This is a genomic window from Candidatus Accumulibacter sp. ACC003, assembly GCF_907163085.1.
GTDB lineage: Bacteria > Pseudomonadota > Gammaproteobacteria > Burkholderiales > Rhodocyclaceae > Accumulibacter.
In genome coordinates this window covers 660,120-674,711 of the sequence record NZ_CAJQTX010000005.1, presented here as the reverse complement: position 1 = coordinate 674,711, position 14,592 = coordinate 660,120, and the positions used below count along the sequence as shown (strand labels likewise).

General features: G+C 64.7%; 13 protein-coding genes. 7 read left to right on the top strand and 6 right to left on the bottom strand.

Annotated features, from left to right (window positions below; genetic code table 11):
* Window positions 1-207: 207 nt before the first annotated feature.
* Window positions 208-1,635 carry an exodeoxyribonuclease VII large subunit gene (xseA, locus tag QZ656_RS12890; protein ID WP_291993766.1) on the bottom strand — a complete coding sequence of 476 codons (1,428 nt, stop codon included), beginning with the start codon at window positions 1,633-1,635 and terminating at the stop codon, window positions 208-210.
* Window positions 1,636-1,973: 338 nt separating this feature from the next.
* Between xseA and QZ656_RS12885 the strand changes: the two genes are divergently transcribed.
* The 7 genes from QZ656_RS12885 (at window position 1,974) to QZ656_RS12855 (ending at window position 9,012) form a co-directional block, all read left to right on the top strand.
* A complete protein-coding gene (locus tag QZ656_RS12885; RefSeq protein ID WP_291993765.1) occupies window positions 1,974-2,582 on the top strand; it encodes a MotA/TolQ/ExbB proton channel family protein in 609 nt (202 codons plus the stop codon).
* A 10-nt stretch (window positions 2,583-2,592) separates the two neighbouring features.
* Complete coding sequence (locus tag QZ656_RS12880; RefSeq protein WP_291993764.1) at window positions 2,593-3,009, top strand: biopolymer transporter ExbD; 417 nt, start codon at window positions 2,593-2,595, stop codon at window positions 3,007-3,009.
* Window positions 3,009-4,055: a tetraacyldisaccharide 4'-kinase gene (gene lpxK, locus QZ656_RS12875; RefSeq protein WP_291993763.1), complete on the top strand. Its 1,047-nt coding sequence runs from the start codon at window positions 3,009-3,011 to the stop codon at window positions 4,053-4,055. The genes QZ656_RS12880 and lpxK overlap by 1 nt, the downstream gene beginning before the upstream one ends.
* Window positions 4,036-4,212, top strand: a complete 177-nt coding sequence (locus tag QZ656_RS12870; protein ID WP_291993762.1) for a Trm112 family protein — start codon at window positions 4,036-4,038, stop codon at window positions 4,210-4,212. Before lpxK ends, QZ656_RS12870 begins: the two co-directional genes overlap by 20 nt.
* Window positions 4,213-4,227: 15 nt before the next feature.
* A complete protein-coding gene (gene kdsB / locus QZ656_RS12865) occupies window positions 4,228-4,992 on the top strand; it encodes a 3-deoxy-manno-octulosonate cytidylyltransferase (protein ID WP_291993761.1) in 765 nt (254 codons plus the stop codon).
* A gap of 316 nt (window positions 4,993-5,308) precedes the next feature.
* Window positions 5,309-5,962 (top strand): adenylate kinase, encoded by a 654-nt coding sequence (gene adk / locus QZ656_RS12860; protein ID WP_291993760.1) that lies wholly within the window; start codon window positions 5,309-5,311, stop codon window positions 5,960-5,962.
* A gap of 386 nt (window positions 5,963-6,348) precedes the next feature.
* Window positions 6,349-9,012 carry a sodium-translocating pyrophosphatase gene (locus tag QZ656_RS12855; protein WP_291993759.1) on the top strand — a complete coding sequence of 888 codons (2,664 nt, stop codon included), beginning with the start codon at window positions 6,349-6,351 and terminating at the stop codon, window positions 9,010-9,012.
* A gap of 89 nt (window positions 9,013-9,101) precedes the next feature.
* Here QZ656_RS12855 and QZ656_RS12850 read toward each other — a convergent pair whose 3' ends face one another.
* The 5 genes from QZ656_RS12850 to QZ656_RS12830 form a co-directional block, all read right to left on the bottom strand.
* Window positions 9,102-9,740 carry a YbhB/YbcL family Raf kinase inhibitor-like protein gene (locus QZ656_RS12850; protein ID WP_291993758.1) on the bottom strand — a complete coding sequence of 213 codons (639 nt, stop codon included), beginning with the start codon at window positions 9,738-9,740 and terminating at the stop codon, window positions 9,102-9,104.
* Between the two features lie 21 nt (window positions 9,741-9,761).
* The gene (gene murJ / locus QZ656_RS12845; protein ID WP_291993757.1) at window positions 9,762-11,300 is read right to left on the bottom strand and encodes a murein biosynthesis integral membrane protein MurJ; all 1,539 of its coding nucleotides are present in this window, start codon (window positions 11,298-11,300) and stop codon (window positions 9,762-9,764) included.
* Between the two features lie 252 nt (window positions 11,301-11,552).
* Window positions 11,553-12,533, bottom strand: a complete 981-nt coding sequence (locus tag QZ656_RS12840; protein ID WP_291993756.1) for a lipocalin family protein — start codon at window positions 12,531-12,533, stop codon at window positions 11,553-11,555.
* Between the two features lie 385 nt (window positions 12,534-12,918).
* The gene (locus tag QZ656_RS12835; RefSeq protein ID WP_291993755.1) at window positions 12,919-13,761 is read right to left on the bottom strand and encodes a hydrolase 1, exosortase A system-associated; all 843 of its coding nucleotides are present in this window, start codon (window positions 13,759-13,761) and stop codon (window positions 12,919-12,921) included.
* Window positions 13,758-14,579, bottom strand: a complete 822-nt coding sequence (locus QZ656_RS12830; RefSeq protein WP_291993754.1) for a hydrolase 2, exosortase A system-associated — start codon at window positions 14,577-14,579, stop codon at window positions 13,758-13,760. The genes QZ656_RS12835 and QZ656_RS12830 overlap by 4 nt, the downstream gene beginning before the upstream one ends.
* Between the last annotated feature and the right edge of the window lie 13 nt (window positions 14,580-14,592).

Sequence of the window (14,592 nt, the reverse complement as noted above, 5' to 3'; positions counted from 1 at the left end):
GATGGCTGTCGTACCGTGAAAGTCGCATCCGCGACTCACGAATCGCCCGTCTCCCCACTACGGGAGAAGGGCCGGGGATGAGGGAAACGGTCAGGACCTTCGTCATCGAAGCGTCATGACCATTGGCTGAAGATCGAGCGTGCTGAGCAACTGCCGAAAAAAACCTGCAGGCAGGCAGTCTTCCTGCGGGCGCCGAAGCCCCGGATTCTATTCGGCGCTCGTCTTGCTGGCAATGCTGCTCGCCGCCAGAGCTGCCGCATCGTCGTCAAAAACCGCCAGCACGGCGGCGTCGGCGCGACCCCGGTGGAACAAGACAGCGATCCGCTGGCTTGGTTCCAGAGTCAGGCTGTCACGGATGATTTTCCCGTTCTCGTCGGCGACGACGCTGTAGCCACGCGCCAGCACGGCCTGCGGGTTGAGATGCGCGAGGCCATCGCGCAAGCGCGCCACGTCGGCTGACTTTGCTTGCCGGTTTTCGTGCCAGGCGCTGCGCAGGCGGGGCGCCAGCGCAGCGAGCCGACTGGCGTGGCGCGCCGGATCAGGGCGGTGCAGCAGCAAACGGCGGCTGCGGCTGGCCAGTTCGCTGCGCGCCTGTGCGCTGACCAAGCGCAGACCGGCGCCGAGCCGCCGTTGCAGATTGCGCAGGCTTTCGCGCTGCGTGGCGAGGGTCTGCGCCGGATGTTGCAGTCGGCGCACCAGCCAGTCGAGCTGCTGGCCGCGCAGATTGACGAGTTGTTCGATCTGGCGGCGCAGCGTCGCCTCGCTGGCAGTCAGGCGGGCGAACCAGGCGGCCTGCTCGGGAGCGGCGAGTTCAGCGGCGGCGGTCGGTGTCGGCGCCCGCTGATCGGCGGCGAAGTCGGCGATGCTGAAGTCGGTTTCGTGGCCCACGCCACAGATCACCGGCAGTGGGCAGGCCCGGATCGCGCGCGCCACGGCCTCGTCGTTGAATGCCCAGAGGTCTTCGAGGCTGCCGCCACCGCGACAGACGATCAGCAGCTCGCAGCCGTCGGCTTCGCGACGCTCGCCGGCGCAGCGAATGGCGGCGGCGATCTGCGCGGCGGCGCCTTCGCCCTGCACCGGCGTTGGATAGAGCACGACGCTGACCTGCGGCGCGCGGCGAGCAAGCGTACTCAGCACGTCGCGCAGCGCCGCCGCCTGCGTCGAGGTGACGACGCCGACGCGACGCGGAAACGCCGGCAAGACACGCTTGCTGTCGCTGGCAAAGAGTCCTTCGCGTTCGAGTTTTTCCTTCAGGCGAAGGAACTGTTCGTAGAGCTTGCCAACACCGCCGCGGCGCGCCGCTTCAACGTTGAGCTGGAAGTCTCCGCGTGCTTCGTACAGCGTGACCAGCACGCGCGCTTCGATCTGCTGGCCGTTTTCAAGCCGCCAACCGAGCAGTTGTGCGCGGCTGCGGAACATCACACAGCGCACCTGTGCAGCGGCGTCCTTGAGCGAAAAGTAGACGTGCCCTGATGGCGCGTGACTGAGGTTGGAGACCTCGCCGGCAACCCAGCACAGGGGAAAGGCCGCTTCGAGTCGTTCGCGCGCCAGGCGATTGAGGAGCGAAACCGGGATTACCGGGCTCGCCGACGGGACCGTCGGGAAGCCGGTGCTGGCGGGGGCAGTTTTGGACATCCGCGGATTCTACATCGGCGTCGCCCGTCAGCTTCCCCGGCGCGCGGCGCGCCAAGCGATCGGCGCCAGGCGTGCTGCACTCTCGCGGCGGTGGCGGCGACGCTTGACCGGCGATGGCTGCTTTGCTTACCACGTCGTGCTGCACCTCCGGCGGGCAAGCAGAAACATCTCTTGTCTGCCGGTAGCTTGGGAGTTTTGTCTACAGCCTGGCAGCCGCTTTATCCACAGCTTCTGTGGATACTCGGGGCACCGGCCGCACGCCGGACGAATCGCCAACGCTTGCCGCAAACGCCGCTGCAGGCTAAAGTTCCCCCCTTCAAAATATCCCGGGGTACACCGTGCTTTCCATCCTTCAGGCTGCTGGTTGGCCGATCTGGCCCTTGCTGCTGGCGTCGGTGCTGGCTGTCGCGCTGATCATCGAGCGGCTGGTGGCGCTGCGCACCGCCAAAGTCGTGCCGCCCGGCTTGCTGCAACGGGTGGTCGCCGAGTTCAGGCAGAACGGCGCCAGTGCGACGATGATTACCGATCTCGAGGCCCATTCGCCACTGGGCCGGGTGTTGGCGGCGGGCTTGCGCAACGAGAGCAGCTCGCGCGAGATCATGAAGGAGGCGATTGAAGAAACGGGCAGCGTCGTCTCGCACGATCTCGAGCGCTACCTGACGACGCTGGGCACCATCGCCTCGATCAGCCCGCTGATGGGCCTGTTCGGAACCATCGTCGGGATGATCGAGATTTTCGGCTCGCAGGCACCGAGCGGCAGCAACCCGATGCAGCTCGCGCACGGCATCTCCGTGGCCTTGTACAACACCGGCTTTGGCCTGGTGATTGCTATCCCGAGCATGATCTTCTGGCGGCATTTCCGTGCGCTGGTGTCGGGCTTCGTCATCGAGATGCAGCATCAGGCGGTACGTCTGGTCGAGGTTCTGCACGGCGAACGCAGGTCCTGAGGAAGGAACGATGAACTTTCGCCGCGCGCGTGCCACTGACGTTCCCGAGATCAACCTGATTCCGTTCATCGACGTGTTGCTGGTGATCATCATCTTTCTGATGCTGACCACCACCTATGCCAAGTTCTCTGGCCTGGAGATCAACCTGCCGACCGCCGACGCCAGCAAGCAGACCGAACAGCCCAATGAGATCGATGTGACGGTAACGGCCAGCGGACAGGTGTTGGTCAACAAGTCGCCGCTCGATGCGGTCAGCGTCACGGCCATCAGCGAAGCGCTGCGACGCGCGGCCGGTGACGCCAAGGAACCGGTGATCGTGATCAACGCCGACGCCAAGGCAACGCACCAGAGCGTCATTGACATCATGCAGGCGGCGCAGGCCGCGGGCTATCCGCGCATTTCTTTCGCCACGCAAGCACCGCGTTGATGGCCCTTGGCGGCGTCGCACGGCGCCTGCCACAGCGCTGGTACGAACGGCGGCTGGCAGCCGTCCTGTGGCCCTTGTTACCCCTCTCGCTGTTGTTCGGCGCGCTGGTCGGCCTGCGCCGCTGGCTTTATCGCCGTGGCGTCCTGCCCTCGCAGCGCTTGCCCGTGCCGGTAATCGTCGTCGGCAACCTGACCGTCGGCGGCAGCGGTAAGACGCCACTGGTGCTGTGGCTGGTGCGCGCCCTCCGTGCGCAGGGCTGGCGACCAGGAATCATCAGTCGCGGCTACGGCGGTAGCAGCGAGAGCGTGCAGTCGGTGCTCGCCAGCTCTGTCTGGGCGGTGGTCGGCGACGAGCCGCTGTTGCTCGCCAGGCGTAGCGGCGTGCCGGTCTTCGTCGGCCGTGACCGTGTCGCGGCCGGGCAAGCCTTGCTCGCCGCACACCCCGAATGCGATGTGATCGTCTCCGACGACGGTCTGCAGCACTATCGTTTGCAGCGCTCGGCCGAGCTGGTGGTCTTCGACGGACGCGGCACCGGCAACGGCTGCTTGCTGCCGGCAGGACCCTTGCGGGAGTCATTGCCACGCCTGGCGAAGGCGACCGCGGTGATCTGGAATGGTCGTCCGGAGCGGCCACTGTTGCGCGTCGCCGATGACCTGCCACAGTTCGACATGCGCCTGATCGGCCAGCGCTTTGTCGCCAGTCGCGGCGAGCCACGCAGTTGCGATGCGGCTTACCTGCGCGGCCGACCACTGCATGCCATCGCCGGGATCGGCGACCCGGGCCGCTTTTTCAGGCAGCTCGAAGCTTTGGGGCTCGACTTCGAAGCGCATCCTTTTCCCGATCACCACGCATATCGTGCCACCGACCTGGCCTTCGCCGAGCAGGGCGTGCTGCTGATGACCGAGAAAGATGCGGTAAAATGCGCCGCCATGACCATCGCCGAGGCTTGGGTTCTGCCGGTCGAGGCCGAGATCAGCACGCCGCCGGGTGGCACTGATCTTTTCGAGACCATTATGGAGAAACTGCATGGACGCACGCCTGCTTGATATTCTTGTCTGCCCGATCTGCAAGGCCAATCTCGAATATCGCAAGGCCGAGTCGGAACTGGTCTGCAAACCCTGCCGACTGGCTTTCCCGGTCCGCGACGGTATCCCGATCATGCTGCACGACGAAGCGCGCCAGCTGCCTACCGAACAGCTCTGAGCCGCCGCCGCCGTGATGCCATTCAAGGTTGTCATTCCGGCGCGCTACGCGTCCACACGCTTGCCGGGCAAGCCACTCCTCGACCTCGGCGGCAAACCGATGGTCGTGCGCGTCGCCGAACAGGCGCTGCTGTCCGGCGCCGACGAGGTGCTGGTGGCCACCGACCACCCGGCAGTCCTGGCGGCCGTCGAACGGCACGGTCTGCGCGCCCTGTCGACCCGCGCCGATCACGTCAGCGGCACCGATCGTCTGGCCGAGGTCGTCGAGGTCGCCGGTTGGGGCGACGACACGGTAGTGGTCAACGTGCAGGGTGACGAGCCCTTGATCGATCCCGCACTGATTTCCCAAACGGCCGCACAGCTGGCCGACAGCGGTGCCGAAATCGCCACGGTGGCGCATCGACTGGCCGATGCGGCCGATTTCTTCAACCCGAACATCGTCAAGCTGGTGCGTACCGCCAGCGGCGACGCGCTGTATTTTTCGCGCGCGCCGATTCCCTACGCACGCGACCACTTTGCCCGCGAAGGCGGCGGCGAGACCTTACCGGCCGACATGCTGGCGTATCGGCACGTCGGCCTGTACGCCTATCGTGCGCATTTTCTGCGCCTCTATTCCGGCTTGGCGCCGTCACCGCTGGAAGGCATCGAGGCGCTCGAACAGTTGCGCGCTCTGTGGCATGGGTTCCGGATCAGTGTGGCAATTACCGACCACCTGCCAGCCGCGGGGGTGGACACGCCGGCGGATGCACGCCGGCTGCAGGAGTACTTCAAAGCGTCATGACGGCGAACAGACAGCGCCGACCATGAAAGTCATGACCGCCTCGCTCAAATGCCGTGCGCATTTCGGCGGGCACGCCGCCAGCTGTCGACAGGCAGCGTGCCTGGGCCCTGAATTTCGCGCCTGCCACGCGCTGTAGACGGGAAATATGTGAGTCGCGAACGCGACTTTCACGGCAAAACGTTTGACCGTGCGTGCGTTTGCAGGTACCGTGCGGCGTGTTGATCACGACAACGTGCTGCCGGGGTACTGTAGATGACGTGCAAGTGTCTGAACTTCTGGACAATTTGCTGGATTTCACTATCAACGAAAGCGACTCATGAAACTCATCCTGCTAGGTGCGCCAGGGGCCGGTAAAGGCACGCAAGCGCAGTTCATTTGTGAGCAGTTCGGTATACCGCAGATCTCGACCGGCGACATGCTGCGCGCCGCGGTGAAGGCCGGTACGCCGCTCGGTGTCGAAGCCAAGAAAATCATGGATGCCGGCGGCCTGGTTTCCGACGAGATCATCATTGGCCTGGTCAATGGTCGCTTGCACGAGGGTGACTGCGCCGCTGGTTATCTCTTTGACGGATTCCCGAGGACACTGCCGCAAGCCGAGGCGATGAAAACCGCTGCTGTGGCGCTCGACTACGTGCTCGAAATCGACGTTGCCGATGACGAGATCATTGAACGGATGAGTGGGCGGCGTGTTCATCTGGCTTCGGGTCGCACCTATCACATCCGCTTCAACGCGCCCGCCGTTGCCGGCAAGGACGATGTCACCGGCGAGGACCTGATCCAGCGTGGTGACGACCAGGAAGAAACGGTCAAGAAGCGCTTGCAGATCTATCATTCGCAGACCAAGCCCCTACTCGAATACTATCGCGCGTGGGCCGCCACCGGCGACGCCAAGGCGCCGCAATGTCGCCGCATTGCCGGTGTCGGGAGTGTCGAAGAGATCAAGGCCGCAGCCTTCGCGGCGTTGCGTTAGCCGTCGTCAATGACGGTCGCTGACATGGCCGCTGCTGTTGATGCGGCAGCGTCCTTCAACGCCGCGGCTCGTGGCGTGCCTCGAAGTGTATTGCCAACGACCGCAGCACGCTCGCCGCCGGGATAGCGCGGCAAAACGGGCCGGTACTTGTCGCCACGGCATAAAGACAGGGAGCCGTAACCAAGCCGCGATCGCGGTCCGTCGCGCCCGCGAGTCGCCAGGAAGGTTCTCGACCCCCTCGCCGCCGCCAGGCTTCCCATGGCGCCGCGAGCCGTGCGGACGAGGTGCTTACAAGCTGGGCTGTTTCGTATAAAGTAGCTTACAGGGGTAAATCCGGCCCGCGGGATGTCTCCCAGGGGTCTCAAAAAAAACTTTAGAGAGGGAGCATGTATATGGGTTATCTGGTGTTCGCGCTGCTATGCGCGCTCATTGCAGTGGGTTACGGCGCTGCAATGACCAAATGGATTCTCGGCTTGCCCGCCGGCAACGAGAAAATGCAGGAGATTGCCAAAGCCATTCAGGAAGGCGCTTCTGCGTATCTCAACAAGCAATACACCACCATCGGCATTGTCGGTGCCGTGCTCTTCGTCGTCATCTGGATGGCGCTTGGTCACTTGATGGCTTTCGGCTTCCTGATCGGCGCCGTCCTCTCGGGGGCCACCGGCTTCATCGGCATGAACGTTTCAGTGCGGGCCAATGTGCGCACCGCCGAAGCGGCGCGCAACGGCATTGCTGCGGCGCTTGATGTCGCCTTCAAGGGGGGTGCCATTACCGGCATGCTGGTCGTCGGTCTGGGCCTGCTTGGTGTCGCTGGCTACTACGCCATCCTCAGGGAGCCAGGCGGCGATCTGCACCATGCGGTTGCCCCGCTGGTTGGCCTGGCCTTCGGCGGCTCGCTAATATCGATCTTCGCGCGTCTGGGTGGCGGCATATTCACCAAGGGTGCGGACGTCGGCGCCGACCTGGTCGGGAAGGTCGAGGCCGGCATTCCGGAAGACGATCCACGTAACCCGGCAGTCATCGCCGATAACGTTGGCGATAACGTCGGCGACTGTGCGGGCATGGCAGCCGACCTCTTCGAGACCTACGGGGTGACCGTAGTGGCGACGATGGTGCTTGGCGCGATGATGCTCAAGGGCGTCCCTGGCGCCAGCGACAACCTGATCATCTACCCGCTGGTCCTCGGTGGCGTTTCGATCATTGCCTCGATCGTTGGCTGTTTCTTCGTCAAAGCCAACGATGGCGGCAAGATCATGAACGCGCTCTACCGCGGCCTGGCTGTGGCTGGCGGGCTGGCGCTGGTCGCCTTCTATCCGGTGACCAAGATGCTGCTCGGCGACGGTGTGACGCTCGCTGATGGCTCGCTGATCACCTCGGGGAGCATTTTCGGGGCGGCTAGCATCGGTCTGCTGCTGACCGGCCTGCTGGTGTGGATCACCGAGTATTACACGGCGACCGAGTATTCTCCGGTCAGAGGCGTTGCCGAGGCCTCGACCACCGGCCACGGTACCAACATTATCGCCGGCCTGGCCGTGTCGATGAAATCCTGCGCGCTGCCGGTGCTCTCCGTTTGCGCGGCGATCTACGTCACGCATGCGCTGGCTGGTCTGTACGGCATCGCCATCGCCGCAACCGCGATGCTGTCGATGTCCGGGATCATCGTTGCCCTCGACGCCTATGGACCGATTACCGACAACGCTGGCGGTATCGCCGAAATGGCGGGTTTGCCGGCATCGGTGCGTGATGTCACCGATCCGCTCGACGCGGTGGGCAACACCACCAAGGCGGTGACCAAAGGCTACGCCATCGGTTCTGCCGCTCTGGCAGCGCTGGTCCTTTTCGCCGACTACACGCACGCGCTTGAAGCCAACTTCGGTACCACCCTGAGCTTTGATCTCTCCAATCACATGGTGATCATCGGGCTCTTCCTCGGCGGCCTGATCCCCTACGTCTTCGCGGCCATGGCGATGGAGGCGGTGGGTCGTGCGGCCGGTGCCGTGGTCGTTGAGGTGCGCCGGCAGTTCAAGGAAATCAAGGGCATCATGGAAGGTACCGCGAAGCCGGATTACTCCCGCGCTGTCGGCATGCTGACCGTTGCCGCGATCCGCGAGATGATCATCCCCTCGCTGCTGCCGGTGCTGGTACCGGTTGTCGTCGGCCTGCTGCTTGGTCCGCAGGCGCTTGGTGGTCTGCTGATGGGAACAATCATCACCGGTCTCTTTATCGCCATCTCGATGACCACCGGTGGTGGCGCCTGGGATAACGCCAAGAAGCACATCGAGGACGGCAACTTTGGTGGCAAAGGTTCCGAAGCCCACAAGGCATCGGTGACCGGCGATACCGTTGGCGACCCGTACAAGGATACCGCGGGTCCGGCGGTCAACCCGCTGATCAAGATCATCAACATTGTCGCCCTGATGATCGTACCCTTGATGGTTCCCGCAGGCGGCGCCAAGCCAGCGGCCGCTGCGCAGGCTCCGGCAGCCGTGGTGGCAGCCGCTCCGGCCACCGTGGTGGCAGCCGCTCCGGCCACCGTGGTGGCAGCCGCTCCGGCCACCGTGGTGGCAGCCGCTCCGGCCACCGTGGTGGCAGCCGCTCCGGCCGCCGTGGTGGCAGCCACTCCGGCCGCCGTGGTGGCAGCCGCTCCGACCACCGTGGTGGCAGCCGCTCCGGCCACTGTGGTGGCAGCCGCTCCGGCCGCCGTGGTGGCAGCCACTCCGGCCGCCGTGGTGGCGATGGTTCCAACCGCCAAGATCTACTTCGCATCGGGTTCGGCGGTACTGCCCGCCGACGCGGCGACGGCGCTGGAACTGATCGTCGCCCACGCCAAGGCCAACCCGAGTACGAAGCTGATCATTGCCGGCTTCCACGACGATAGCGGCAGCGCCGAAGCCAACGCCGAGGTCTCGAAGCAGCGGGCGATGGCCGTCGCTGAGGCGCTGAAGAACGTCGGTATCGCCGAGGCACGCCTCGCGATGCAGAAGCCGGCGCTGACTCTCGGCTCCGCAGATCCGGCCGAGGCGCGTCGCGTCGAGGTCAGCGTGCACTAGTCGCCAGGCGGCGGATGGTCGCCGCGCTGTTCGAAAAAAAGGCCGCAGCAGCGGCCTTTTTTTCGTCAGTAGCCCCCGGCCGAGAAGCTTTACTCGGCAGCGGCGATCAGCGACGGATTGAGCGTGTAGGTTCCGCTCAGGCTCGCCTGCGCCAGGACGTGTCCCTGCATTGCCGCACGGACCTGCTGGCCACCCAGCTTGCCGTCGACGTCCAGCCGCGCGACGTCGAGCGCGAAAACGGTGAACACGTAGTGGTGGACGATTTCGTCGTTCCACGGCGGGCACGGACCATCGTAACCGTAGTAGTCGCCGCGCATGTCGTTGTCGCCGTCAAACCAGGCGGTGTAGTCATTGATCCCCTGCCGTGCGTCGTGCGGGGCGTGCGGTCCCGGTTTGCCGCGTGCCGTCACATCGCTGGAAAATTCGCCGTCGCCGACTTCGCTCAGCGTCGCCGGCAGATCAAACAGCACCCAGTGGAAGAAATCAACCCGCGGCAGCGATGCCGGCACCGTGCGGTCTTCTTGATTGACGTCGTCACCCTGGCTCGGGACGTCCGGATCGTGGCAGATCAAGGCAAAGGATTGCGTGCCCGCCGGCGCGTCGCGCCACGCCAGCTGCGGGTTGCGGTTTTGGCCCAGGCCAACATGGTGTGCGGGATCGACGATGCCGAAGGCAAAGTCACCGGGGATCTGCTGGCCGTCATTGAAACTGCTGCTGGTCAATTCCATCGTTGCTCCTCTCCTGATTGATTACTCGGCCGCACTGCGTCTGAAGTCGCGCAGGCGAAAGCCCGCGACCCATAGTGTAGCGAAGTAAACGGCTACACCGAAAGTGACAACCAGTGCCAGGCGCAGCAGCCGCTCGCTCAGCCGCCAGTCCAGCCAGACGCTCGCTTCGCCGGCCGTCAGCCAGAGCGCTGCGCCCATCGCCGCCAGGGCCAGGGCCAGCCGGCCGTAGAACAGCGGCCAGCCTGGCTGCGGAGTGTAAATGGCGTGCCGCCGCAGGCCGATGTAAAGCAGGCTGGCGTTCAGCGTCGCCGCCAGGCCGATGGACAACGCCAGTCCGGCGTGCTGCAGCCAACCGATCAGCACCAGGTTCAGCGCTTGCGTGACGACCAGCGAGAGCAACGCGATCTTGACCGGCGTGCGAATGTTCTGGCGAGCGTAGAAACCCGGCGCCAGTACTTTGACCAGGATCAGGCCGAGCAGGCCGACGCTGTAGGCGAGCAGCGCGTTGCGTGTCATGAAGACGTCGGTGGCCGTGAACGCGCCGTGGTGGAACAGCGTCACGATCAGTGGCACGGCGAGAATGGCCAGCGCCAGCGCCGCTGGCGCGGCGAGCAGGAAAGTCAGCCGCAAGCCCCAGTCGAGGAGCTGCGAGTAATCGTCGTGTCGTTCGGCGGCATGGTATTTGGCCAGCGAAGGGAGGAGGACGGTGCCCAGTGCGGCGCCGAGCAAGCCGGCCGGAAACTCCATCAGGCGGTCGGCGTAGTACAGCCAGGAGACGCTGCCGGTAGCCAGGAACGACGCGAAGACCGTGTTCAGCAGTAGGCTCACCTGCGCCACCGAAACGCCGAGAACGGCCGGTGCCATCAAGCGGAAGATCCGCCGGACGCCCTCGTCGTGGAGGTTCAACGAGAATCGTGGCAGCATGCCGATGCGCTGCAGCGCCGGCAGCTGAAAGGCCAGCTGCAGGGCGCCACCGAGGAAGACTGCCCAGGCCAATGCCAGAATCGGCGGGTCGAAATGTGGCGCTGCGAAAAGCGCCATGAGAATAAAGGAGACGTTGAGCAGCACCGGCGTGAAGGCCGGTACGGCAAAACGGCTCCAGGTATTGAGCACGCCGCCGGCGAGCGCCACCAGTGACATGAAGAGAATGTACGGGAAGGTGATGCGTGTCAGCTGCACGGTCAGCGCAAACTTCTCCGGGTCGCTGGCGAAACCCGGCGCCGAAACGTAGACCAGCAAGGACGCGCCGGCCATGCCGGCGGCGGTCACCGCCAGGACGACGAGCAACAGCAGGCTGAGCACCCGGTCGACCAGCTGCCGGGTTTCGTCGCTGCCGCGTTTGTTCTTGTATTCGCCAAGGACCGGCACAAAGGCTTGCGAGAACGCACCTTCGGCAAACAGTCGGCGCAACAGGTTGGGCAGCTTGAAGGCCACGAAGAAAGCGTCGGTCAAAGCCCCGGCGCCAAAGGTCCGGGCAATCACGAAGTCGCGGACAAAGCCGAGGATACGCGACAGCAGAGTCATGCTGCTGACCGTGGCAAGTGTTTTCAGGAGATTCATTGCGGATCCGGGCGGCGCCGCCCGGGCGCGAAGGCCGTCATCTTAATGTGAAAGTCGCGTACGCGACTCACGAAACTCCCGTCTCCCCTTGCGGGAGAAGGGCTTGGGGAAGAGGGAAACGGTCATTACTTTCATGATCTGGGGTATCTCGACATGTCATGACCGTTAGCGCCTGCAAGTCAGCAGGCAAAACGGCGCGCGCGCCGCGTCCAAAGTTTCTCGCCTGCCGGACGCCCGCCAGGGCCCGTGCCACTATTTCTTGTGCCGGCCGGGGTCCGCCTTCTGCGGCCTTTCGCCTTCACTCTTCTCAACGTTCGCTCGCGGCGCCTTCGCCGGCACGTAGCCGCTCAGTTCCATGAAACCGACGCCGCTGTGTGAGCCAGTCACCTTTGTCGCGCCTTCCCAATAGACGTTCAGCGTCGTCGTGCGCGCGTCAAACTCGCTCGCCCGGATGACCGGATCGACTTGCAGCTGCAAGCCCTTCGCCGGTACGCTGATCGTCCAGTTGATCGGGTAGCTTACCTTCGATGCAGCGCTCTGCCAGCTGCCGCGAGGTTTCACGGCGAAGTCGGCGCCACCGAGGGCGGTCACCGTACCGCCCCTGGCGTACGTCCCCATACGCAGCACCGATCCGCCTTGCCGGTCGAAGAGCTCGAACAGCATGATGTCGACACCGTCGGTCAGCTGCAGCGCGAACCAGTTCCAGCGCAAATCCGCCGCTTCGAAGTCGCCCCATTGATGATCGAACCAGACTTCGCCGCGTACGGCCTGCGGCTTGCCGGCAATCGTCAACGTGCCCTGCGCGGCCATTCGCGGCCGCGAGGTGTAGTAGCTCATGCCGGCGGCGCCGAAATCGAGCAGCCCGGCGACCGGAGTTGCTGGCGCCTGATGCAAAACAGGGGGCAGCGCGTCGTCCATGCGCAGATCGAGTGAGAAATCCTTGCCGGCCATTTTCGCCAGGTGCTGCGCGCCGTCGCCTTGCAGTTGCCAGTCACCGAAGCTGAAGCTGAAGCCGTCGCGCCGCCCATCCGACGGGTTGCCGGCGGTACGCGCCTGCGCGGTGTAGAGCTTCTCGGTCTGATGGTCGAGCAGCGAGCCGTGGAAAACGGTATGGGTGAGCGTGCCTCGCCGCAGGAAGGTCGCCAAATGGAACGAATAGCGCTCGCCGGACTCGCTCGTCCTGCATTTTATGGTGTCTCGCTTGTAGTCCCCCCATGCGGTCAAGCGGTTCATGTCTCACACGCGTCGTCTCTACCGGCAGCTGACCGCCGGTCATTGTGTCGCCATCTGGGCCTTCACTGGCTGCATGCTATTCAGGACATAGTACGTTCATTCCGGCGCGGTCACGGTTGCTGGGCCACGGCCGGGCCTTACGTTTCGGATAGCGCTTACGTAATTTATGAGCGTACTTAGCCTATAACTTGGCTTAAGAAGAATACTAGTTATTCAGCCCGTGAGGATAAAGTCAAGCACGAGTAGTTCGCTTTCGAACCAGACTGCGCTAGGTCCGGTTTTTCAGCACGCCGGTCCACAGGCGGTTTGGTCGATCGGATATCCATTTGGATGGCTCGCTCAATGAGGGGAGCCGTGCTTGCCGGCTGTATTGTTCTATCGATAGTCATGCATTAGCACCATTACGCTGTTCTAGGCTGGGGCTAGCCAAGGCCAGCGTTCGCGTGTAGTCCTGGCCGCTGAGGATCAGCAGCAGCTTGCCGGGAAAGTGTCGCCAGCCTTCAGCCATGCGATCCTGGAAGCCGAGACTTTTTCCGTTCGCGGCACCTGCGCTGGCGCGACGCGCGGCGAGCGCACTGCTGAGCAGACCGGCGATCGATTGCAGCACGTGCATCCGGCCACTGAGCAGCTTGCGCCAGAATTCTCCCTGCAGCAGGCGCTGGCCATAATAGTGTTTGATATGCGTCTGTGCCAAACTCGCCGGCGACCGCACCCAGGGATTGAGCAAGACCAGGCCGGCGATGCGCGGATCGTCGCGGCCGTTGACGTACAACAAGGCCGCGGAGGCCGCGTCGCAGAGGCCCCAGATAACGATCCGCTGCAGCGTCGGACACGCGCGCTGGAAGGCGTCGACGGCGGCGCCGATGTCGGTCGAAATGGCCTCGAAGCTGCGCATTTCGCCGCTGGCGTCGCCCATGCCGCGGTGGTCGAAGCGCATCACCGGGTAGGCCTTGCTGGCCAGGCGGCGCGCCAGCAACACGAATTGTCGGTGACTGCCGACCCGATATTGCGGGCCACCGACGACGATCAGCACGCCGCAACGGCCGCGCGGCTCGCTGTTGCCGGCGTGCTCTTTGCCGCTCGCGGCGTCTGCCGTTCCACACGACCGCGCTGCGCGCTTGTCGTCCGCGCCGTGCTGCGCCGCGTGCAAAGCTTGCGGCCAGGCAAGGATCGCCGGCAGAAGCTCGCCCGCACAGGGGAATAGCAGGGCTTCTTCGACGACGTTCATCGCGGCGGTTCCTCGGCCATCGCCTGGATGCTGGCCTCGAGCAGCGCCGGACACTCGCTGATCTCGGCAGTCTGCCAGAACGCCGGACCGCTCACCGACCTTCCACGGGCTTGCTGGCCGGCCGCCTGCCATTGCGTTAGGCGCGCCACGGCAGCCGGTGACAGGCTGGCGTCGGGCCGGCCGGAGATCTCGATCCATTCGACACGGCCGGAGCGGTGCGGCAGCAGCAACTCGGCTTGGGCGAGTCCAGCAGCCAGCGCCGGCGACAGCAGATAACCGGCGACCTCGACCGCTTCACCCCGTTGCAGTTGGCTGCGAAGACGTTCCATGACGCCCTTGCCGTCGCTGCCAAGCATCTCGGCAGCGACCTTCAGGCGCAGGAACTGCTGCAGGAACTGCTTGCCCGAAACGACCGGCTGCCAGAACAGCAGGTTGACCGGGCGCTCCAGGCGCTGCGCGGCCTCGTTGGCCAACAGGCAGCCGGCGCGCTGGCCCCACAGCCAGAGCGCTGCGGTCGTTCGCTGCTGCAGGCAGTCACTGGCGAGCTTGACGTCGGCCAACCAGGCCTCCCAGGTGGCGTCGGCAAAATCGCCCGAACTGTCGCCACAGCCCAGCAAGTCGATCTGCAACACGAGGTAGCCGGCGGCAGCCATCGCGCGCGCCTGCAAGGCCGCCATGCGCCGCGACTTGTTGAGTTCCTCGGCAAACGGGGCTACGTAAACGACCGCCCCGCGCGGCGTTGCCGAGGCCTCTGGCGTATGCAGCAGGGCAAAGCGCTGGCCTGCCGCAGCCGGCAGGAAGAATGCTTCAAGGGGCATGGTGAGCGGCAGT

Coding starts and splice junctions, on each gene's coding strand:
- xseA (WP_291993766.1), bottom strand. CDS start 1,635: ATGTCCAAAACTGCCCCCGCCAGCACCGGCTTCCCGACGGTCCCGTCG.
- QZ656_RS12880 (WP_291993764.1), top strand. CDS start 2,593: ATGAACTTTCGCCGCGCGCGTGCCACTGACGTTCCCGAGATCAACCTG.
- lpxK (WP_291993763.1), top strand. CDS start 3,009: ATGGCCCTTGGCGGCGTCGCACGGCGCCTGCCACAGCGCTGGTACGAA.
- QZ656_RS12870 (WP_291993762.1), top strand. CDS start 4,036: ATGGACGCACGCCTGCTTGATATTCTTGTCTGCCCGATCTGCAAGGCC.
- kdsB (WP_291993761.1), top strand. CDS start 4,228: ATGCCATTCAAGGTTGTCATTCCGGCGCGCTACGCGTCCACACGCTTG.
- adk (WP_291993760.1), top strand. CDS start 5,309: ATGAAACTCATCCTGCTAGGTGCGCCAGGGGCCGGTAAAGGCACGCAA.
- QZ656_RS12855 (WP_291993759.1), top strand. CDS start 6,349: ATGTATATGGGTTATCTGGTGTTCGCGCTGCTATGCGCGCTCATTGCA.
- QZ656_RS12850 (WP_291993758.1), bottom strand. CDS start 9,740: ATGGAATTGACCAGCAGCAGTTTCAATGACGGCCAGCAGATCCCCGGT.
- murJ (WP_291993757.1), bottom strand. CDS start 11,300: ATGAATCTCCTGAAAACACTTGCCACGGTCAGCAGCATGACTCTGCTG.
- QZ656_RS12840 (WP_291993756.1), bottom strand. CDS start 12,533: ATGAACCGCTTGACCGCATGGGGGGACTACAAGCGAGACACCATAAAA.
- QZ656_RS12835 (WP_291993755.1), bottom strand. CDS start 13,761: ATGAACGTCGTCGAAGAAGCCCTGCTATTCCCCTGTGCGGGCGAGCTT.
- QZ656_RS12830 (WP_291993754.1), bottom strand. CDS start 14,579: ATGCCCCTTGAAGCATTCTTCCTGCCGGCTGCGGCAGGCCAGCGCTTT.